At 46.0% G+C, this 19,143-nt stretch carries 12 protein-coding genes; 6 read left to right on the top strand and 6 right to left on the bottom strand.

Features of this window, described 5'->3' with window-relative positions; genetic code table 11:
- Window positions 1-5: 5 nt before the first annotated feature.
- The 4 genes from AACH28_RS23280 (at window position 6) to AACH28_RS23265 (ending at window position 5,144) form a co-directional block, all read left to right on the top strand.
- On the top strand, window positions 6-1,691 hold the full coding sequence (locus AACH28_RS23280) for an endo-1,4-beta-xylanase (protein ID WP_075993566.1): 1,686 nt from the start codon (window positions 6-8) through the stop codon (window positions 1,689-1,691).
- A 30-nt stretch (window positions 1,692-1,721) separates the two neighbouring features.
- Complete coding sequence (locus AACH28_RS23275; protein WP_341831660.1) at window positions 1,722-3,452, top strand: RICIN domain-containing protein; 1,731 nt, start codon at window positions 1,722-1,724, stop codon at window positions 3,450-3,452.
- A 71-nt stretch (window positions 3,453-3,523) separates the two neighbouring features.
- Window positions 3,524-4,369, top strand: coding sequence for a sialate O-acetylesterase (locus AACH28_RS23270; RefSeq protein WP_341831659.1), 846 nt, complete (start codon window positions 3,524-3,526; stop codon window positions 4,367-4,369).
- A 175-nt stretch (window positions 4,370-4,544) separates the two neighbouring features.
- Window positions 4,545-5,144 carry a hypothetical protein gene (locus AACH28_RS23265; protein ID WP_341831658.1) on the top strand — a complete coding sequence of 200 codons (600 nt, stop codon included), beginning with the start codon at window positions 4,545-4,547 and terminating at the stop codon, window positions 5,142-5,144.
- A 51-nt stretch (window positions 5,145-5,195) separates the two neighbouring features.
- Here the strand turns inward: AACH28_RS23265 and AACH28_RS23260 are convergent, their stop codons facing one another.
- Window positions 5,196-6,119 carry a hypothetical protein gene (locus AACH28_RS23260; RefSeq protein ID WP_341831657.1) on the bottom strand — a complete coding sequence of 308 codons (924 nt, stop codon included), beginning with the start codon at window positions 6,117-6,119 and terminating at the stop codon, window positions 5,196-5,198.
- Between the two features lie 189 nt (window positions 6,120-6,308).
- Between AACH28_RS23260 and AACH28_RS23255 the strand changes: the two genes are divergently transcribed.
- Window positions 6,309-6,788 (top strand): hypothetical protein, encoded by a 480-nt coding sequence (locus tag AACH28_RS23255; protein WP_286771094.1) that lies wholly within the window; start codon window positions 6,309-6,311, stop codon window positions 6,786-6,788.
- 33 nt (window positions 6,789-6,821) lie between these two features.
- Here AACH28_RS23255 and AACH28_RS23250 read toward each other — a convergent pair whose 3' ends face one another.
- The gene (locus AACH28_RS23250; RefSeq protein WP_341831656.1) at window positions 6,822-10,223 is read right to left on the bottom strand and encodes a family 43 glycosylhydrolase; all 3,402 of its coding nucleotides are present in this window, start codon (window positions 10,221-10,223) and stop codon (window positions 6,822-6,824) included.
- A 273-nt stretch (window positions 10,224-10,496) separates the two neighbouring features.
- Here AACH28_RS23250 and AACH28_RS23245 point away from each other — a divergent pair, with 273 nt between their 5' ends.
- Window positions 10,497-13,226, top strand: a complete 2,730-nt coding sequence (locus AACH28_RS23245) for a DUF5695 domain-containing protein (protein ID WP_341831655.1) — start codon at window positions 10,497-10,499, stop codon at window positions 13,224-13,226.
- Between the two features lie 194 nt (window positions 13,227-13,420).
- Here the strand turns inward: AACH28_RS23245 and AACH28_RS23240 are convergent, their stop codons facing one another.
- From AACH28_RS23240 to AACH28_RS23225, 4 genes are all read right to left on the bottom strand, one after another.
- Window positions 13,421-14,077, bottom strand: a complete 657-nt coding sequence (locus AACH28_RS23240) for a response regulator transcription factor (protein ID WP_341831654.1) — start codon at window positions 14,075-14,077, stop codon at window positions 13,421-13,423.
- 85 nt (window positions 14,078-14,162) lie between these two features.
- Window positions 14,163-14,990 carry a protein-glutamate O-methyltransferase CheR gene (locus tag AACH28_RS23235; protein ID WP_159333171.1) on the bottom strand — a complete coding sequence of 276 codons (828 nt, stop codon included), beginning with the start codon at window positions 14,988-14,990 and terminating at the stop codon, window positions 14,163-14,165.
- Window positions 14,987-15,361, bottom strand: coding sequence for a response regulator (locus AACH28_RS23230; RefSeq protein ID WP_159333172.1), 375 nt, complete (start codon window positions 15,359-15,361; stop codon window positions 14,987-14,989). Before AACH28_RS23230 ends, AACH28_RS23235 begins: the two co-directional genes overlap by 4 nt.
- A 77-nt stretch (window positions 15,362-15,438) precedes the next feature.
- Window positions 15,439-19,053, bottom strand: a complete 3,615-nt coding sequence (locus AACH28_RS23225; RefSeq protein ID WP_341831653.1) for a response regulator — start codon at window positions 19,051-19,053, stop codon at window positions 15,439-15,441.
- Window positions 19,054-19,143: the final 90 nt, after the last annotated feature.

Here is a 19,143-nt window from a genome sequence, read left to right as displayed (position 1 = left end):
CAACGATGAAAAAAATCAATAAAACTATCGTCATCCTACTTTCGCTCGGCACCGCCTGGAGTTCCTGTTCCAAATATCAGCCACTGGATTACGCCGTCGATAAACCGGAGAAAGTACTGACGCAGGAAGATATCAATGCTTACAATCCATTAAAAAGTTATCTGGATAAGCAAGGCAACCCCGGACTTAAGCTGGGTGTTGCGCTCAATATGAACGATTATTTTAACAAAGGAGTACTCTACCGCTTGGCTAACCGCAATTTCGAAGAAATGGTGATGGGCTATGAAATGAAGCATGGTTCCATTGTGCAAGCCGACGGAAGCCTGAATCTATCTCGTGTAGAACAGCTGATCACAGCTGCGCAGGAAAACAACATGGCACTGTATGGCCACACGCTGTGCTGGCATTCGGGACAGAATGCCGCCTACCTGAATAAGTTAATCGCTCCTGTGGTAATACCAGGTTCTGGAGGACCAGCTCTAGCGGGACATGCATTAAAAATGAGCAATCCCACTGTTGTCAATGCCTGGGAAGCACAGACAGCCACAGACATTAACCCCACGGAAATAGGGAAAGAATATGTATTGAAGATTGTAGCCCGGGGCAGCAAAGCGGGCAACATTGGTATCGATCTGCAGAGCACCTCCAATTATACGGGCGACAATATGGGTTCATTGGCATTAACAACAAGCTACAAAGAATACGAACTCAAAGTGACCGCAACTGCCGCGCGTAACCGTTTTATCATCAATTTTGGTCAATACGATGGTACCATCTTCATCGACAAGGTTGTGCTGACAAAAACAGGCAGTTCGGCAAGCCTCATTGCCAACAGTGATTTTGAAAGCAATATTGATGGCTGGTTTGGCTGGGGAAACAATTCCTCCCGAGCGCAGTCCGCCAATGGCGAAGGTTATGGGAGCCCTGGGGGCAGCACGATCGAGAAAACCCCTGCCGAGAAAGAAGCCATTCTCGCGAAAGCACTGGAGACATTTATTGCCGGCATGCTTGAGAAAACCAAAGGCTACATCAAGGCTTGGGACGTAGTCAACGAACCGATGTCCGACTGGCCCGACCAATATGCCCTAAAGACGGGAGTGGGCAAAACCGATCTGGCGGATGATGAATTCTACTGGCAGGATTACTTGGGTAAAGATTATGCCGTAAAAGCCTTCCAGTTTGCCCGCAAATATGGTAATGCCAATGATCTCCTATTCATCAATGACTATGGCTTGGAAGGCAGTGACAACAAATGTAAAGGGCTGATCGCCTATGTCAGCTACGTCGAAAGCAAAGGGGCCAAAGTGGATGGAATCGGTACCCAGATGCACATCGACATCAACACAAGCAAAGACAATATCGTCAGTATGTTTAACCTATTGGCCGCCACCGGCAAGCTGATCAAAGTGTCTGAGCTCGATATTGGTTTGGGAAATGGCATAAAGACTAGCAATGCAACGACTGAAATGTATCAGCAGCAGGCCGACATGTACAAATTTGTCGTTCAAAAATATCTTGAGATCATTCCCAAGGATAAGCAATATGGTATTACCATATGGAGCCCACTGGACAGTCCGGACCAAGAGAATTCATTCTGGAGACGTGGGGAACCCATCGGTTTATGGACCGAAGGATTCGTTCGAAAGCCAGCCTATCAGGCGGTTGCTGAGGCATTGTTAGCTAAAAAATAAGATCATTAATCACCCTTTTATATTTAAATTATGAGAACAAACAAAATGTGGTTACTTCTGGTCTTTTTCTTAGTTTTTCTTTCCAGCTGCTCGCGGCTGGAAGAAAAAACCTTGACCAGCGAATCCGAAAGAAGTCTTAAATCCAATGTTTCCGCCCAAGCCGTTACAGGTTGGCCACGAACGACACCAACCTTACATGTAGGCGGGAAGTACCTCAAAGATCCCTGTGACAACAATATTGTCCTGCATGGAGTGGCCATTACACCCAGCCCTTGGTTCAATGGCTGCCAGTATGGTGCCAACTCCGGTTACTGCACCTGGGATAATTACAATGTTCAGGGTGCGCTCAATTACAATAAAGCAGTCATTGACAAACTCAGCAGCGCGGCCGACGGTTGGTATCTCAATTATATCCGTCTGCACATCGATCCGTATTGGACCAATGATCCGGGCGCTCCTATTCCTGAAGACGACATCTCAAGATTTAACTATAATCGCTTGGTTACCTATACTGATCAGGTCATTATTCCTTTAATCAACCATGCCCGTAACCGGGGCATGTATGTGATCTTGCGTCCTCCTGGCGTATGTCCACACCGTATCGCAGTCAATGATGCCTATCATACTTATCTTAAGACCGTATGGACTTTCCTATCGCAGCACCCATCACTAAAGAATGCTGACAATGTGATGTTTGAATTGGCTAACGAACCCGTTGAGATTCTGGGAACAAATGGCAACTGGGGGACGACCGGCAACGAGCATTTTGCTGCGTTGAAAAATTTCTTTCAGCCCTTGGTCAATATCATCCGTAATAACGGTGCCAACAATGTATGCTGGATACCAGGAACTGGCTGGCAGTCCCATTATCAAGGCTATGTCAATAATCCTATTACGGGTGGCAACATTGGCTATGCAGTACATATCTACCCTGGGTATTGGGGTGGTGTCAATACCTATCAAGCTTTTCAAAATGCCTGGAATACCAATGTTAAACCTATTGCAGACATTGCACCCATTGCCATTACAGAGACAGACTGGGCTCCACAGGGATATGGCACATTTGGTACGGGATCAACCGGTACCGCTGGCGGAAACGGTTTTGGTGCAAATTTAAAATATATTGTGGATCAGTCCGGCAATGTAAGCTGGAACCTTCTCGCCCCCGACGATCTGCTCCACAAAGGGGATCCCAACGCCGGGACAGCTTTTAACAATGATTGGGAAGCCTGTGCTGCTCCCGCTAAACAGTGGTTTCAGCAGTATGCTGCCTCCAATTACCCCATGTCTAACTGTACAGTTACTAGTCTGGTCAATAATGGCATTTACGAAATCGAATTCCAGACCGATGCCAACAAGGTACTTGATTTAAAATCAGGTGAAGATGCCAACGGTGCAGTGCTCAGACCGTGGACCAGAAATGGCGCAAATGCACAGCGCTGGGTCGCTATAGATGCCGGTAACGGATACTGGCGCTTTGTTTCAAAAGCAAGTGCAAGCAATCGCTGCATTGATCTGACGAGTAATAGCAATGCGCTTGGAACTGCCATCCGGCTTTGGCAGAACTATAGCAATGATGCTCAGGCCTGGAAGGTAACTGCTGTAGCCAATGGCTATTACAAAATTACCTCAAAGGTAGATGCTACACGCGGTTGGGATGTACCCAACTGTACCATGGACGGCAATTCCAATCTTCAGCTTTGGGATTACTATGGTACCTCCTGTCAATTATTTAAGTTCAAATTTATTGCCATGAACTAAACACTATCTATTCGCGGTAAGCCATACTTACCGCGAAATAGGTTAATTTTAAAAACATAAAAAGCTTCACGATGCGACAAACACAATTTAAAATGCTGCTACTGATCTTCTTGGTATGTTGTTTTACCGGAACAACAGCTTTTGCCCAAGACAAGAACTTCCATATCTACCTTTGTTTAGGACAATCCAATATGGAGGGACATGGACAATTCGAACCTCAGGACACCATCACCAACAGCCGGTTTCATGTGCTAGCGGCAGTAGATTGCCCCGAATTGGGACGGCAGTACGGTAAGTGGTATCCTGCCCGGGCACCACTCACGCGTTGCCACACAGGCCTTACACCTGCAGATTATTTTGGCAGAACGCTTGTAGAAAAGCTTCCCAAAAATATCGAGATCGGAGTCATCAACGTTTCGGTAGGTGGTTGCCATATTCAATTATTTGATCAAGATAGCACGGCAAGCTATGTCGCAAAGGCACCCGAATGGATGAAATCCATGCTTGCAGCTTATGACAATAATCCTTATGAAAGGCTCGTCGTCCTGGCCAAGATGGCACAGCAGAAAGGTATTATCAAAGGTATTTTACTTCATCAGGGGGAATCCAATACCGGCGATCGCGAATGGCCCAATAAAGTAAAAAAAGTCTATGAAAGCCTCTTGCACGATTTGCACCTGAACGCCGAAGATGTACCCCTACTTGCTGGTGAACTCCTATCGGCCGAAGCAGGGGGTAAATGCGCAATTATGAACAGTATCATCCAAACATTGCCCGCTACTATCCCAACTGCCCATATCATTTCTTCTGCGGGTTGCCAGGGTATCGGCGATGGACTACACTTCAGTCCTGCCGGATACCGGCAGCTGGGTAAAAATTATGCGGCAAGCATGCTTAAAATTCTTCAAAAAAAATAAACTTCCATTGCTTTAAAATTGCCATTTGCAGGTGACTTAAATCCATAGTTTTTCCAACAATGACACTACGGCGAAGGAACGAGTCTAAGCGATTTCCAAAACCGTAGCAATGTTATTCTGGATAAAATCATCCGGTAAAGTCACCTGCAGCGCGGCATCAAGCTGCGTATAAACGATGTTATCGGCATATCCAAGTATCCGGACTGACTTGACCTTTCTCGAATTGGGTGATAAACTACCCAATGACTTTTTTCAGGTTCCTGCGTTTGAACGGTATATCCGCCATATTCTTTTCAACGAAATCGGCCCCACACTACAGCATTATGCCCATATTGAGCAAGCAGCATGGGAACAGTTTGGCAGGGCGGTGATCGACCGTTTTAAAAATCCCTTTCTTGCCCACCGCTGGCATGCTATTGCTTTACAGTATACCACCAAGATGAAAATGCGTGTGTTTCCGCTGATCGCCCCATGGTATTCTTTTCAGGGCAAACCACCAGTGGGTCTAGCCATTGGTGTTGCGGCTTATCTGCTGGTCATTCGTGAAGCCGCCAGTGGAAGGCTTGTTATTCAGGACGACCTCCAACCCAAGCTGAGCCAGTATATCAATGGTTTAAAGTCCACTCACGACTTACTGTCCGATAAGGATATCTGGGAGCTCTCATTCGCGGACTATCCTGAATTTTCTAACCTGGTACAGGAATTAGTTGAATTTATCGAGGCCAACAGTATCGGGCAAGCAATTGAAAAATATCTAAAGATCAACGCCCAATAGAACCAAAATTAGATATGTGACTAGTCATTTCAGTAATGAAACGACTTAACCTCATTCCAGTGTATGAATGGCCAGTATTAAACTTCGCATATCTTGCTGAATGGAACGAATGGTCGCCTGCAATTCATTGTGCATATTGGCTAGATCATGTAGTTCCTCGGCTGAAAAAGTTCCACCATCCTTAAAATAAAGCTGCTGCCGGGGACTATCCGATTCATCATCCAAACCATATTGCAGCCAGCGCTGCCGCATTGTTTCAATCAAAGAAAAATTTTCAGCGTTACTAAATTTTTTCTCGGACAGAATTCCCCAAACTGAGCTTGGGTAGATCTGGTGCTTATTATTTTGATACCAAATACTTTCAAGCATATTTCGCTGCAGCTGCATCTTGATCCTTTTACCTTTGGGGTTTAGTGTCATAAACCCCAATACGGCGGTGCCGACCCCGCCAGCAATACTCAACCCATTGTTGAGACCATCATTTTTGACCGTGGTTGCAGTCACGGCTGTAACGGCTCCCAGTAGTATAGAAGCCACAGTCAGACGGGTCTGCGTTTTCGCATTCAGTTCGTCTATATAACCTGCGAGCTTATCGATACGCTCACCATTACAATCCAACTCTGCTGCGATGGCATTCAGCTCTGTCTCAAACAGCATGTACCTTTCAATCATCTTTTGCTTGGCCGCCAATTTCAGCGTAGCATTATTCGCAGTCCCCAAATACTGGATGATAGGTTCTGCCAGATTGAGATATCTGATCAGCACAAAATCATGGTAAGAAAAGATTTTCCTTAACTGAATACTGTCCGAGGCAGTGATTTCCTGTATTGGAATTGATCTATAGGCCACATTTGGCGCGCAGTAATTTGTTGTCAACGTATTTACCTGAACATTGTTGATCAAGGTCGAACAGGCTGTCAACAGCAATACGGACAAAAAGAGAAAGGATCTAAGCGTTAGAATAATTATTTTCATTACCTGAGGTTATACCTTATTTTTTACAACAATAACCTTTTCATAATGTTTTTGATCGCCCTAATTTTACTTTAGAAGCGCCTCACTCCATATTTTTTAATATATTTAAAATGAAAACAAGAAAACCATTGTAGACAGATGCAATAAGGGTGCACAATATACGAGCCTAGCAACATCAAAAGACCACTTATGAAGAAGACCACTTTTCGGAATCTATTTGTCGTACTATCTTTTATTGCTATTCTATTGCCCATTTATCCTTCCATCCGGTCGTATTTCAGCAAAACCTGTATCACCGAAAAATATGGCGTTCATTACAATGAACAGCGTAAGAAACTGGGCCTATATCCCATTCCCGATAGCTGGGGCAGAAGGAACCTCGATTCTTCCATCATTTGGTATAATCCCATCGGCAATTTAGGACATCGTTGGAAAAATGTTTATTTTAAAGGCTGCAACATCAAGGAAGAACTGGATCTTTTCGCTTTCGGGTACGATGCCGAAAAGAGGCAATATACCAAAGTGCTGAAAGTGATGACTCGCTATAATATACAAGCGAAAGTGTTGGATATCCGCTATAAATTGCAGACCATATCATCCACCAGGCTTGTCGGAAAGGCGGAGGCTGACTCATTAATCAGCACTTTAACGCCAAATGACTCCAAGTGATCCTTCTTACCGTTTTTCATCTACTCACTGTTTTTATTTCCAGATACGAAGTCTTTCAAATTCACCATAACCCAGCTGGTTGTTACCAGCAATCTGATAAAGGCCGACGCGCAGTCTTTTGCCGTTCAGATCGGGACGTAGAAACGGTGTTCCAGGCAGATCTTTCCAATCCACCCCATCTATCGAGCAACGCAAAAAGAAATAACTACCGACCTTTTGGACCTGAAGGTAAGGCGAAAAATTAAGGCCCGTTCCTGTATTCTCTTCCTGAAAAATCTGTGGACCGATGCTCCGCGAAAGGTTGCCCAGGTTCCATCCCGTCAAAATACAATTGCTGATGTAGGCATCCTTACGATCCATGCTTTGAATCATGACACCAGCTTCACTTGATGTACGTACTTTACGGCCCAGGCCTACCACATCACTTACCTTAACCTCTAGCGTGAAATCGCCCTCCAGCTCTTTAAAAACAAACGGGGCTAGAAGATCTGCATCGCCCCATTTGGTATTTTTGGACTGGATTTTCCAGGTTCCAGCCAGGTAGGAAAGCGCTGTCTGTGTGCTATCGATTCTTTCACTGTATTGATAACCATCCCAGAAAGGAATTTTCTGATCCTTGGCTGAATAGCTTTCATCCTGTGCTGGCTGCACCAATTGCGGCTTTTGCGCCGAAATCGCTTCCACTACCGGCTCACTGACATGGCCAAAGGCATCCTTCGCAAGAACTTCGATAGATTTTCCGGGTCCGGATGATTTAAAAAGGTGGTAAGACTGCTGCTTCCAGCCTGAGCTCTCACCATCAGAACGGAATAAATACCACATTCCTGGCTTTTTCTCTACCTGTGCAAATACCTGATCGGCATTGATCAGGTGCGGCGGAGAAAGCACCTGCGGAACATACCCGTCCAGTCCCTTTGCCAGGCCCGCTTTCCACTGACTGAACTTTGCGTCTACTTCATCCGATGTTAAGGTACCAGCATAGGCGCGAAAGAAATGAAATAGATAAGCCAGTTCGAGGGTATTCTTACTTACCCGCAGCAGCTTGTCAGAAAACACGCGCTTTTCAATCTTCCCATTGCGATAAAAGCTCTTCTTTCCTTTATCATTGACAAGCACAGCATGCTGCCAGGAACCATCGTCATACCAATCAAGATAAAGCGTATACCGCTGCTGCTGAAGAATCTCCCTTAGCGCCGCACTTTCAAAAGCTTTACCTTTCAGTGCCAGTCTATTTCCCGCTACCGTGACCACCGCATCGTCAACCGTCACTAAAGTATCCTTTGCTGTTCCATGGTTCCGCAAGGTACTGAGCTTTCCGAGGTTTAAATCGTCAGTTTGCAGCGCAAAGAAATTCGATTTAGGCACTTCATTGGCCAACCTAACCACTTCCACCTCATCCAAGCTCGTATTATATACCTGCAAACTGGATACATAGCCCGAAAAATGCTGGTCCAGTACATCCGAAGCTCCCAGGACAAAAACATCCCCGGGCTTGACAAACAGCATCCTATTTTCCCTGCGCTGCAGCTTTCCATCCACATAAACAGACTCCTGATAGCCGTCAAAAGAAAATACAATATGATGCCACACATTTGAGTCCGGAACCGATGCATATCCCAAATCAGGCCAGGAGCCATGCGTGATGGCCCCACGTCCGGCATCAGTACCATAACCAAAAATCGCTTTACTGAGATCCTGCTGCCCCGACGACCAGGCAACCAGCTGTTCAAATCGGTCTATGTCCGGATTATTGACCCATAGTCCTATACTATAGGAGCCATTTGCAGCCAACGACTGCGGCACGGCGAATGTCGATCGCAGCGCAGTTACACCATCAAAGAAGAATGCCTTTTTACCCTGATAATTTTTAACAGCCAGGGCCTGTTCCGTGCTGAACATGCCCCCGAGTAGCCCTTTATTCTGAATACTTTTTACGTATTGTCCTTCCTGGTAATTGGCCGCATCGATATGGATCAAATTACCCACTGCGACTTCCTGCACAGGCATCTTTTGTGCTGCAGACCATAGCGTCTGTTGTGGAAGCTTTTGTGCATACACCTTCATGTTCCAAACGCCACGAGGAAGTCCATTCAATTGGCTGTTCAATACATTTAGCCTAACATATCTCGTCCTAGCTTTGCCATGTTCTACAATAGGACTCGCCCAGCGGTCGTTATCCGAGCGATCCACAAAATTTTCCCAGACGATACCATCCATAGAGGTTTCGAGTCGGTATCGATAGGCATACGTCGGGTATTCAAACTGAATAGATATGGTCTGTATATCCATTGTTTTACCTAAGTCGATAGCTACCCAGGCTGGTCCCTGATTATTTTTGGCCCGCCATAGCGTTCCATTGTTGTTGTCTACTAAAAAAGAAGGCCTAAAGTCGGTATTGTACCAGGAAGAGGCCGTCACGGTTTTACCAAAAGCCAAATCGACTGGCTCTGCTACTGCTGGAAACAAATCCGGTACACCAACATGTGTGGGCCGCACCGGCTCAATATCGCCGTCAGCCGTAAAGAATAGCTCGTCCATGGCAACCTGACGATGGAAGCCACCCCCAGCGTGTGGATTGTTGTGCCTGTGATAGACAATGAAATAACGATTATCCTGTTCAAGAATACTATGATGTCCCGGACCGTGTATACTGCCATCCTCGTTTGTAATCAATATTGGATTGATCGACGGGTATTCAAAAGGCCCCATGGGACCGGTTTTACTTTTAACGTACTGAACACGATACGTACCATCTTCGCAATGCCCCGAGGAGTACATCAGGTAATAGATGCCCTTACGCTTAAACATATAAGGAGCCTCAAAAAAGTCCTTTGCCACCGTATTGGGGATCAATGCTGTCTTGTCGAAGGTTTTCATATCCCTGTTGAGTATCCCCACCCCACATCCATGATCGGGGTAGATTCCCCAGGTCCCCCAAAATAGATAAATGCGGCCATCATCATCCCGAAAGGTTTGCCCGTCCAGGGTGATTACACCTGGAATCATATAATTAGGGATCATCGATTTGCCTTCGGCTACCAAAGGTTCCCAAGGTCCCGTTGGGCTGTCGGCCACTGCCCCAAAAATTTCTACAGGCTGACTATAATAGAGGTAATATCGTCCGTCGTATCCCTGCGTCATATCAGGCGCCCAGTACCAATGTGTATTGGGCCAGTTCATGGGTTGAATGGTCCAGTTCTTCAGATCCCTGGAACTCCACACCTGCGAAGGGCCTGCGCCCCAACCGTTCCCATCCGTAGTCGCATAGATATAATACGTATCGGCAATTTTCTTGATGCTCGGGTCCGCAAAATATCCGGGCAGCAGTGGATTCAATACATTAGGCTGTTGGTACGGTTTCAACGGCTGGGCCACCAGCCCTGTTAGCGACATAACCATTGCTGCCAAAATAGCGAAAGAAAAATGATGTTTCATGATAACACAAGGTTTACAAGTACATAAGAGTTTACAGGTACAGAAGAAACGATATTGCCATTTAACAGATTTTACAACAAATAAAATCTACGATAAATGTCTATTTAACATTAAATTTATAACTTCAGTCATCACATTACAAATTTTGATGGCTAACTGGTTAAAAATGGGCTATTGAAGGTTAAAATCTACCCATAAATACAGGGTACAATCCTTCATCTTTGTAAGAGCATTGACCTTAGCTGTCTTATAATGAGTATTAAAATATCTAAAATGAATCTTAAAAAATGCTATTGGATCCTATTTGCGCTCGTATGCACACAGTTGCCAAGCAGCGTATATAGCCAGCAGGACGAACACCCCGTATGGAAAGCAGTCAAAGCGCAGCAAGCCACCTTAGGCGTAGAAGAGGGCGCCAAAAGCTTTACCCTCAAAAACCTCAATGTAGCCATTCTCAATGCGTCGCAGACGCTATCTTCTTTTCGTCCCAACGGAAGCGAAAAAGACTTTGACTATACACCTGTTGAACTCCTGCGCAAAAGAGACCGTAATCAATTTTTTCATATCGGTGATATCACGATCAGTTTGCGTCGTCAGGGCGATAGCTCCTGGAGCGCCTATTCATCGGCTACAGCGCGTAAGCACGTAAAGGCGCTAAGTCCTACAAAAAACAACCTGGCCAGCGCGGATATTAGTCCTACGCTCAACAACATCCCCTTAAAGGTCATCCGCAACTGGCAAGATGACCATGGCGACCTGATCCTTAGCTTTGAGATTTCAAATCCAACTGATTATACCATCGAAATTGGCGCGCTGGGCATCCCCCTTCCATTCAATAACAACATGGACTGGAAAAATCTCGATCAGGCGCATGCACAGAATGTGTTTTTCGATCCCTATATCGGCCAAGATGCGGGTTATCTACAGGTCAACCGTCTACATGGCAATGGACCTAGTCTATTGGTATTGCCCTATAAAAATGCAGGCTTTGAAGCCTACAATCCGCTCAATACCGACCCGACCCCCCGAAGTATTACCTTTGAGGGATTTCATGAATGGCTGATCCACAGTAAGGCACATGCTGAGACTGACTGGAAAGGCGTAGAACAATGGAATACACCGACTTCTACCCTCTTGAAGCCACAGGAATCAAATACCTTTGCCTTAAAATTCGTTCTCGCACCAAGTATCCGACAAATTGAATCGGAGTTACTGAAAAATAATAGGCCTGTTGCTGTTGGGCTTCCCGGATATGTTGTCCCCATGGACAATCCCGCCAAACTTTTTGTTAAGCATAGCAAAGCGGTCAAAAATGTCAGTGTCTATCCTGAAGGTGCTTTGACCCTGACAAAAAAAGGAAGTACAGCACAGCACTGGACCGAATACGAAGTGAAGGGCAATCGTTGGGGACGTGCGCGGCTTACCATCAACTACCGGGATGGCATTACACAGACGATACACTATAAAGTGATCAAATCTGAAAAAGAAGTCGTCCAAGATCTGGGCCATTTCCTCACTACCAAGCAGTGGTATGAAAATGATAAAGATATTTTTGGCCGATCACCATCTGTTATATCCTACGACTATGAAGAACAGCAGCCCATCACCCAAAATAAGAGTGCCTGGTTTGCGGGTCTAAGCGATGAAGCCGGTGCCGCAAGCTGGCTTGCCGCCCTGATGAAACAGGTACTACAGCCCAATCAGCAGGAAATAGCCAAATTGAAACGTTTTGTCAATGAGACGCTATATGGCCATATCCAGCATAAAGAAGGCGACAAGAAATATGGCGTTGTCAAAAGCCTCTTTTATTATGAACCCGACTCGATGCCCGCAGGAACATACCGCTCGGACATCAACTGGAAGACCTGGGCTGCTTGGCCTAAAAAAGAAGCCGACGACATTGGGCGGTCCTACAATTACCCACACGTGGCGGCAGCACACTGGGTGATGTACAGGCTTGCCCGCAACTACAACAATCTGGTCAACGAGGAAACTTGGGACAAGTACCTCGAACGGGCGTACCAGACCAGTATCGCCATGGTCGAAAAAGCGCCTTATTACGCGCAGTTCGGTCAAATGGAAGGCAGTATTTTCCTTATCGTCCTCAATGACCTCCGAAAGGAAGGATTAACCACCATGGCCGATAAGCTTGAAGCTGCCATGCGCAAACGAGCAGAGCATTGGAAAACCCTCAATTATCCATTCGGAAGCGAGATGCCCTGGGACTCTACCGGTCAGGAAGAGGTATACCTCTGGTCACGCTTTTTTGGTTTCGATGAAAAGGCTCAAGTCACCCTAAATGCCATCATCGCCTACATGCCAACCGTTCCGCACTGGGGTTACAATGGCAGCGCGCGCCGTTACTGGGATTTTGTCTATGGCGGCAAGCTCTCCCGTATCGAGCGGCAGCTGCATCATTATGGTTCGGCCCTCAATGCCATTCCCGTCCTGACTGCCTACCGCGATCATCCGGACGACTTCTACCTACTCCGTATCGGACATGCCGGCATGATGGGTGCATTGGCCAATGTCACCCAAGACGGCTTTGGCCCGGGAGCATTCCACTCTTACCCGTCCACACTGGCCAATGACGGTATCTCGGGCGATTATGGAACCGGTTTTTATGGCTATGCCGTCAATTCGGGAACCTATATTGTCGACCATCCCGAATTTGGCTGGCTGGCTTTCAGTGGTAATCTAAAAACCGAAAAACAGCTGGTTAAGGTTGCCCTGACTACAGCTTCCAAAGGGCGTGTCTTTCTGGCAAAAGAAAATCTTTGGCTGACCACCGACGCCGGAGAAATTGCCGAATTACAGTACGATCAAAAAGACCGCAGCGTCACCCTGATCTTCAATACGGAGGCGAACCAATATAGCACGAATATGCTGCTCAATGTAAATCCAGAAAGCCATTATGATGTGGAAGGAATAGCCAAAGATGCGATGAATCGCTATGTAATACCCCTATCAACAAAAACGGTAAAATTGAAAAAGCTGAAGTAGCAAAAAATCCAGGCAACGGTCGACTTAAACATGGGCTATATCTACGCTAGCATTCACGCTAGAAACAAAAGAGATCGTAAGACGCCCAAAAATCGGGCTTCCATTTAGATGGAAGCCCGATTCTTAATAACTCACTTTAGCAAAATATTTCCTGATACCTTTCCTAAGGTCTTCGCCATTCGAAAAATCCTGCGCTAACTCAAAAGCTTCTGCTGAAAAGCGAAACGGATCAAATCTGCCGTATTCTTACTTTTTGTCTTATCCATCAAGTTCTGGCGATGTCCTTCAACGGTTCGTTTGCTTAGAAAAATTTTATCCGCAATCTCCATTGCAGTGAAACCCTGGGCAATCAGTTCCAGCACAGCAAACTCCCTATCGGAAATCTCATACTGTGCCAGGCGCGAACCTACATCGACCGTAGCACTGCTCTCAACATTATAATCTTCCATAAACCGTAAACCGAAATTGGTCATCAGATATTTATGCCCATGCGATAAACGTAACAATCCAAATAAGATTTCATCATAATCCCCACCTTTAGATAGATACCCGTCTGCGCCACTCCGAAAAGCTTCGGCTACATCAACCGGATCTTCAATCATGGAAAGCACAGCAAACCTAAGATCAGGATATATTTTTTTGGCCATTCGGATGAAACTCACACCATCCATGCCCTGCATATTCAGGTCCGTTAAAACCAGATCCGGCAATGCATTTTGTTCAAGATAGATTAATGCATCCTCTGCACTGTCTACTTCTCCTACCACCGAAAGCTTGTCGTGGGTATCAATAATCAAGCGTATCCCATTTCTTACAAGTCGATGGTCATCAACTAAAAGAATTTTAGTCATTTTTCCTCCAATCCTACTAAGATACTTTATTTTTTTAAATAAGTTAATTTTTTAATACTATCCAGTTAAAAAAAAGTAGTCCATTCTACTTGACCTTGCGCCATATTTTTTCGTTTCCTACCTGATCATAGTTGGGTGCCAGCGCAGAGAAGCGCAGCGTCTCTTGACTGCCTAAGGCAAGGTAACCAAATGTCTCGAGGCTTTCATCAAAGAGCGATAATACCCTGGCCTGCAGCTCTGTGTCAAAATAGATCAGCACATTGCGACATAGAATCAGCTGAAAAGCATTAAAAGAAGCATCATTCACCAGATTGTGCGAAGCAAATACAATGCGTTCCCGCAAGGTGGGATTGAGTTTCACCCAGTTATAATTCGCGGTATAGTACGATGAAAAATCAGCTTTACCACCTGAAAGCTGATAATTTTCAACATAGGATTTTAGATTTGCCATCGGGATAACAGCCTTCTTTGCCTGCTCGAGCACCGAGGGATTGATATCGGTGCCGTAGATCAGCGATTTGTGCAGCAGATTATGTTCCTGCAATAGAATGGCCAGTGAATACGCTTCTTCACCTGTTGCACAGCCAGCTATCCATATACGGATAAAGGCGTAGGTGCGCAATTTGGGTAGGATTTCCTGGCGAAGATGTGCAAAAAAACTAGGGTCACGAAACATTTCGGTCACATTGACCGTCATCTTTTCGACAAATCGCTGCAGGTATTCCGGATCGTGGACAACACGGTAACGCAGTTCGGCAAAGCTCGCAAAATTATCCAGCAGACAAAGTTGGTTGATTCGCCGCGATAAGGAGGCCTTCGTATAATGGGTAAAATCGTAACCATAAAGACGCTCCACATCCTCCATCAGCATCATCACCTGCTCTTGGCTGACAATTTTTTTTCCCGTAATCATCCTTTTATTTCCCCTATTAGCTGCACCAGAAGTTCAATGTCTATCGGTTTCGAAATGTAGCCATTTGCTCCTGCAGCCAGACATTTTTCACGGTCGCCGGTCATGGCTTGTGCCGTCACAGCGATGATGGGCAATTCACAGGCATTCTTTGTTTTCCGAATCAGCTGAGTGGCTTCATAACCGTCAATCTCGGGCATCATCATATCCATGAGGACAAGGCCTATGCCGGCATGATCCCGTAACTGAGCAAGTCCCTCTTCAGCAGACAGGCAGCCTATCGCTTGAAAACCTCTTGACTTCAGGGCCAATTTCAATGCAAATATATTGTTCTGATCATCGTCGATAATCAATATGATTTTGTTCTTATCCATGCAGTTTTAGTATCCCCCTATTGTCTATATATAACACCTTACTAATAATAGATCCATACATCATCCTTATATACCTATTATCCATACATCCATACGCGAAGTAGGGACAAAAGCTGATCAATATCCACCGGTTTGGATATATAATCAGACGCTCCTGCGGCAATACATTTTTCCCTATCGCCCATCATTGATTTGGCTGTAACAGCAATAATGGGCATGTTTTCGTAGCGCTGATCTTTCCGGATCGAAGCAATCGTTTCGTAACCATCCATTTCGGGCATCATCATGTCCATCAGGATCACCGCTACATCCGGATTATCTTCCAGCTGTTTCAGCGCATCTTTTCCGTCCGTTGCCGGGACCACGGTCATCTGATATTTTTCGAGCGCCTTGGTGAGCGAGAAGATATTTCGGATATCGTCGTCCGCTACAAGCACCTTTTTACCCTGCAGAACATCCTGCAAAAAGCCAAGTCTGCCCGGAGATTTGGTAGAAGGACCACTATTTTCCTCTACGAGATGTAAAAATAAACCCACTTCGTCCAAAATACGCTGATAGGAATTCGCCGTTTTTACAATAATAGAATCCGCATACCGTTTTAATTTCATTTCCTCTACCTGCGAAAGGTTCTTACCGGTAAAAACAATAATCGGCAAATTTTCAAGACCCTGATTTCGTTTTACAGCTTCCAATGTCTCGTAACCAACCCGGTCTGGAACCCCCATATCAAGTATCACACAGTCGGCAGTGTCTGAGCTCAGCGCCACAATGCTATCATCTACGTTGCTCTTGATCTCCGAGGCAATGTCAAAACTTCCGAGGAAGAGCGACAGCGCTGCCGCATGTTTGGGATTTTCTTCAACAATAAGTACTTTTTTTGGATGCCGCGTGAGGGCATCTTCTATTTTACGGAACATATCACCCATCTGCTCCAATGCCATTGGTTTATTGATAAAGTCTATGGCGCCCTGCAGCAGACTTTCTCTCTTAACCTGTAAAGAAGACATAATATGCACCGGTATATGTCGAGTCTTGGGGTTTTCCTTGATCTCAGCCATTACCTGCCAGCCATCTTTGAGCGGAAGCTGAATATCCAGCAGAACGGCTAGCGGCATATAACGGGCCACCATCTCAGCCGCGATATCACCACGGACGACCACGATACCCTTGTAGTTTTGCTGGCGCGTATATTTCAGCAGAATCTTTGCGAATTCAATATCATCCTCAACAATCAAAATGAAGCGGTCGCCTGCGACGATACTATCGCGATCATCAGGAATATCGGCTGGGATAGGTATCTCCAGTGTCTTTTTGGCAGGCAAGTTCACTGTTTCCGAAGTCTGCACTCCAGCTGTAGATGCTTCTTCAGCGAAGTCTAGCTCTATCGGCAACAATTGCACCGTGCCGAAAGCAGCTGGCGTGGCATCCGAAGTCTTCGCTGGAAGGATCAGTCGGAATACACTGCCTTTGTTTTCTTCGCTATCCAGCAAGATTTCGCCGCCGAGCAGACGCGCCAGTTCCCGACTGATGGAGAGCCCCAGTCCAGTACCGCCAAATTTGCGGCGTGTAGAACCGTCTGCTTGTTGGAATGCTTCAAATATCAGATGCTGCTTGTCTTTCGGTATCCCGATTCCCGTATCGCGCACTGCAAATACGATACGGTTTGTCTGCGACTGTTCGTGGTCAATATGCAAAGTAACCTTACCCGAAGCTGTAAATTTGATGGCATTCGACAATAGGTTACGTAAAATCTGATCCAGGCGCTGCTTGTCTGTTTCGAGCTGTAGCGGCATTCCCTCCGCAACGCTCATTTCTAATCCAAGTTGCTTGTCGGCGGCGATTGGTGCGAACATCGCCGTCAGCCCGTTCAATATATCGGCAAAAAATACAGGCTGTACATCCAGATCCATTTTTCCGGATTCTATTTTGGAAAGATCCAGAATCTCGTCTATCAAGGTCAGCAGGCTCTTTCCCGAACTTTGGATCACAGCTGCCGATTCCATCTGTTCTTCATTCAGGTTACCATCCGAATTTTCGGCCATCAAGCGTGAAAGTAACAGAATTGAATTGAGGGGTGTACGCAGTTCATGCGACATATTGGCCAAAAATTCAGACTTATAGCGTGTACTCTGTTCAAGCTCCGCCGCCTTTTTCTGTATTTCCTGATTGCGTTCGGCAATCTCCAAATTTTTATCCTCCAGCAATTTGGAGCGCTCTTCCAATTCACGGTTAGACTGCACCAATTCTTCCTGCTGTACGCGGAGTTCCTCTTCCGAAGCCTGCAGCTTATGGGTATGCATCTCGAGGCTCGAATTGAGCGATTCCAGTTCGGTATGCTGTGCCTGCAATTCTTCGGTCTGTGCCTGGGTTTCTTCCAATAAATTCTGTACCACCAGTCTGGCTTGGGCCGCCGCAAGTGTCGTACCCACCTTTTGCACCGCATCCCTAAAAAATGCCAGCTGAATGCTCGAAAAAGGTTGTAGTGAGCCCAGCTCCATTACACCGATACATTCGTTACCATCGAAAACAGGCAGTATAAAAAGGTTGTTCACCAGTACCTTCCCAGCAGCAAAGCTGATGACATAATCGGTATCTTCGAGGTTTTCGAATAACTTTTCTTTCTTGTCTTTAAAGACCTGGCCGACCATGCCCTCACCTGGGGCGAAGCGTTTACGTTCGGGATCTTCAAGTCCATAGGATCCCCTTAAGACAAGCTCATCTTGTTCCATCAGGTATATGGCGCCGTTGACACAGTTGCCATATTTTGTCAGATGGCCCAGCGTGACAGCCGTGAGCTCTTCCTGCTGTTTATTACCCATCAACAGGTTACCCAACTGGGTTAGACCAGCTTGATGCCAGTTGTTATTATTGAGTTCTTCAAAAGATGTTTTGAGCGAACGCGCCATTTCATTGAGGGATCCCGTCAGGCTGCCCAGATCGTCCTGTTCGCCATCCTGAATCTGCATATCATAATGTCCGGCCGCTATCTCCCTTGCGATGCGCTGGGTGATGCTCAGCCGCCGCTGGATCTCTTCATCTTTACGTTTCAGGTCATTCTGCAGCTGCTCCCGTTGAAAGAAATCCGCTCGCAGGCGGAAGTAAAAGAAGAGGGTAATCAATAAGGATACAGCAGCGGCCAACAAAACAAAGATGGAGGTATAGCCCGAAGAGCGGCTCAGTTCTTCCGAACGCTTATTGAGCAAAAGTTCTTCACGATCGATAATTTTGCTGATGAGCAAACGGCAGCTGTCCATATAAGTCTTGCCCTCCTCAAGCTGCGAAACGGTGACCATTCCACCACGCTTTTTGATATTGACCAGGTTTTCAAGCTTTGCCAGTCGGGATTGCACGAGTGTGGATAGCGTATCGATTATCTGCTGCTGTTCAGGATTGTCGGACGTAAGATCGTGCGCACGACTCAGCGATTGGGGCAGCGACTGGAGGCCGGTTTTGTAAGGATCCAGAAACTTGTCTATACCTGTAAGCAGGAAGCCGCGCTGGCCAGTTTCGGCATTCTGCAGATCCTGCAGAATTTTGTTGACGCGGCTCATGACACGCCGGCTGTGATCGACCATCGCGCTATTATGGATCTGCTTACGAATACTGATATAAGAAGCCGTTGAACTGGCTAACAGAATCAACAGCGATATTCCAAAACCTATCTGCAGGTTTCTTAAAATAGTTTTAGGCATGCTTTTCAACAATTGAGTTAAGACAATGCCAACTGATGATCTAGATGGCCGCCAAATATAGCAATAGGGAGCTTAAATTAAATCCCGTGT

Source organism: Sphingobacterium thalpophilum (genome assembly GCF_038396785.1).
In the GTDB taxonomy this organism is placed as follows: Bacteria; Bacteroidota; Bacteroidia; order Sphingobacteriales; family Sphingobacteriaceae; genus Sphingobacterium; species Sphingobacterium thalpophilum_A.
This window is presented reverse-complemented; position numbering and strand designations above follow the sequence as displayed.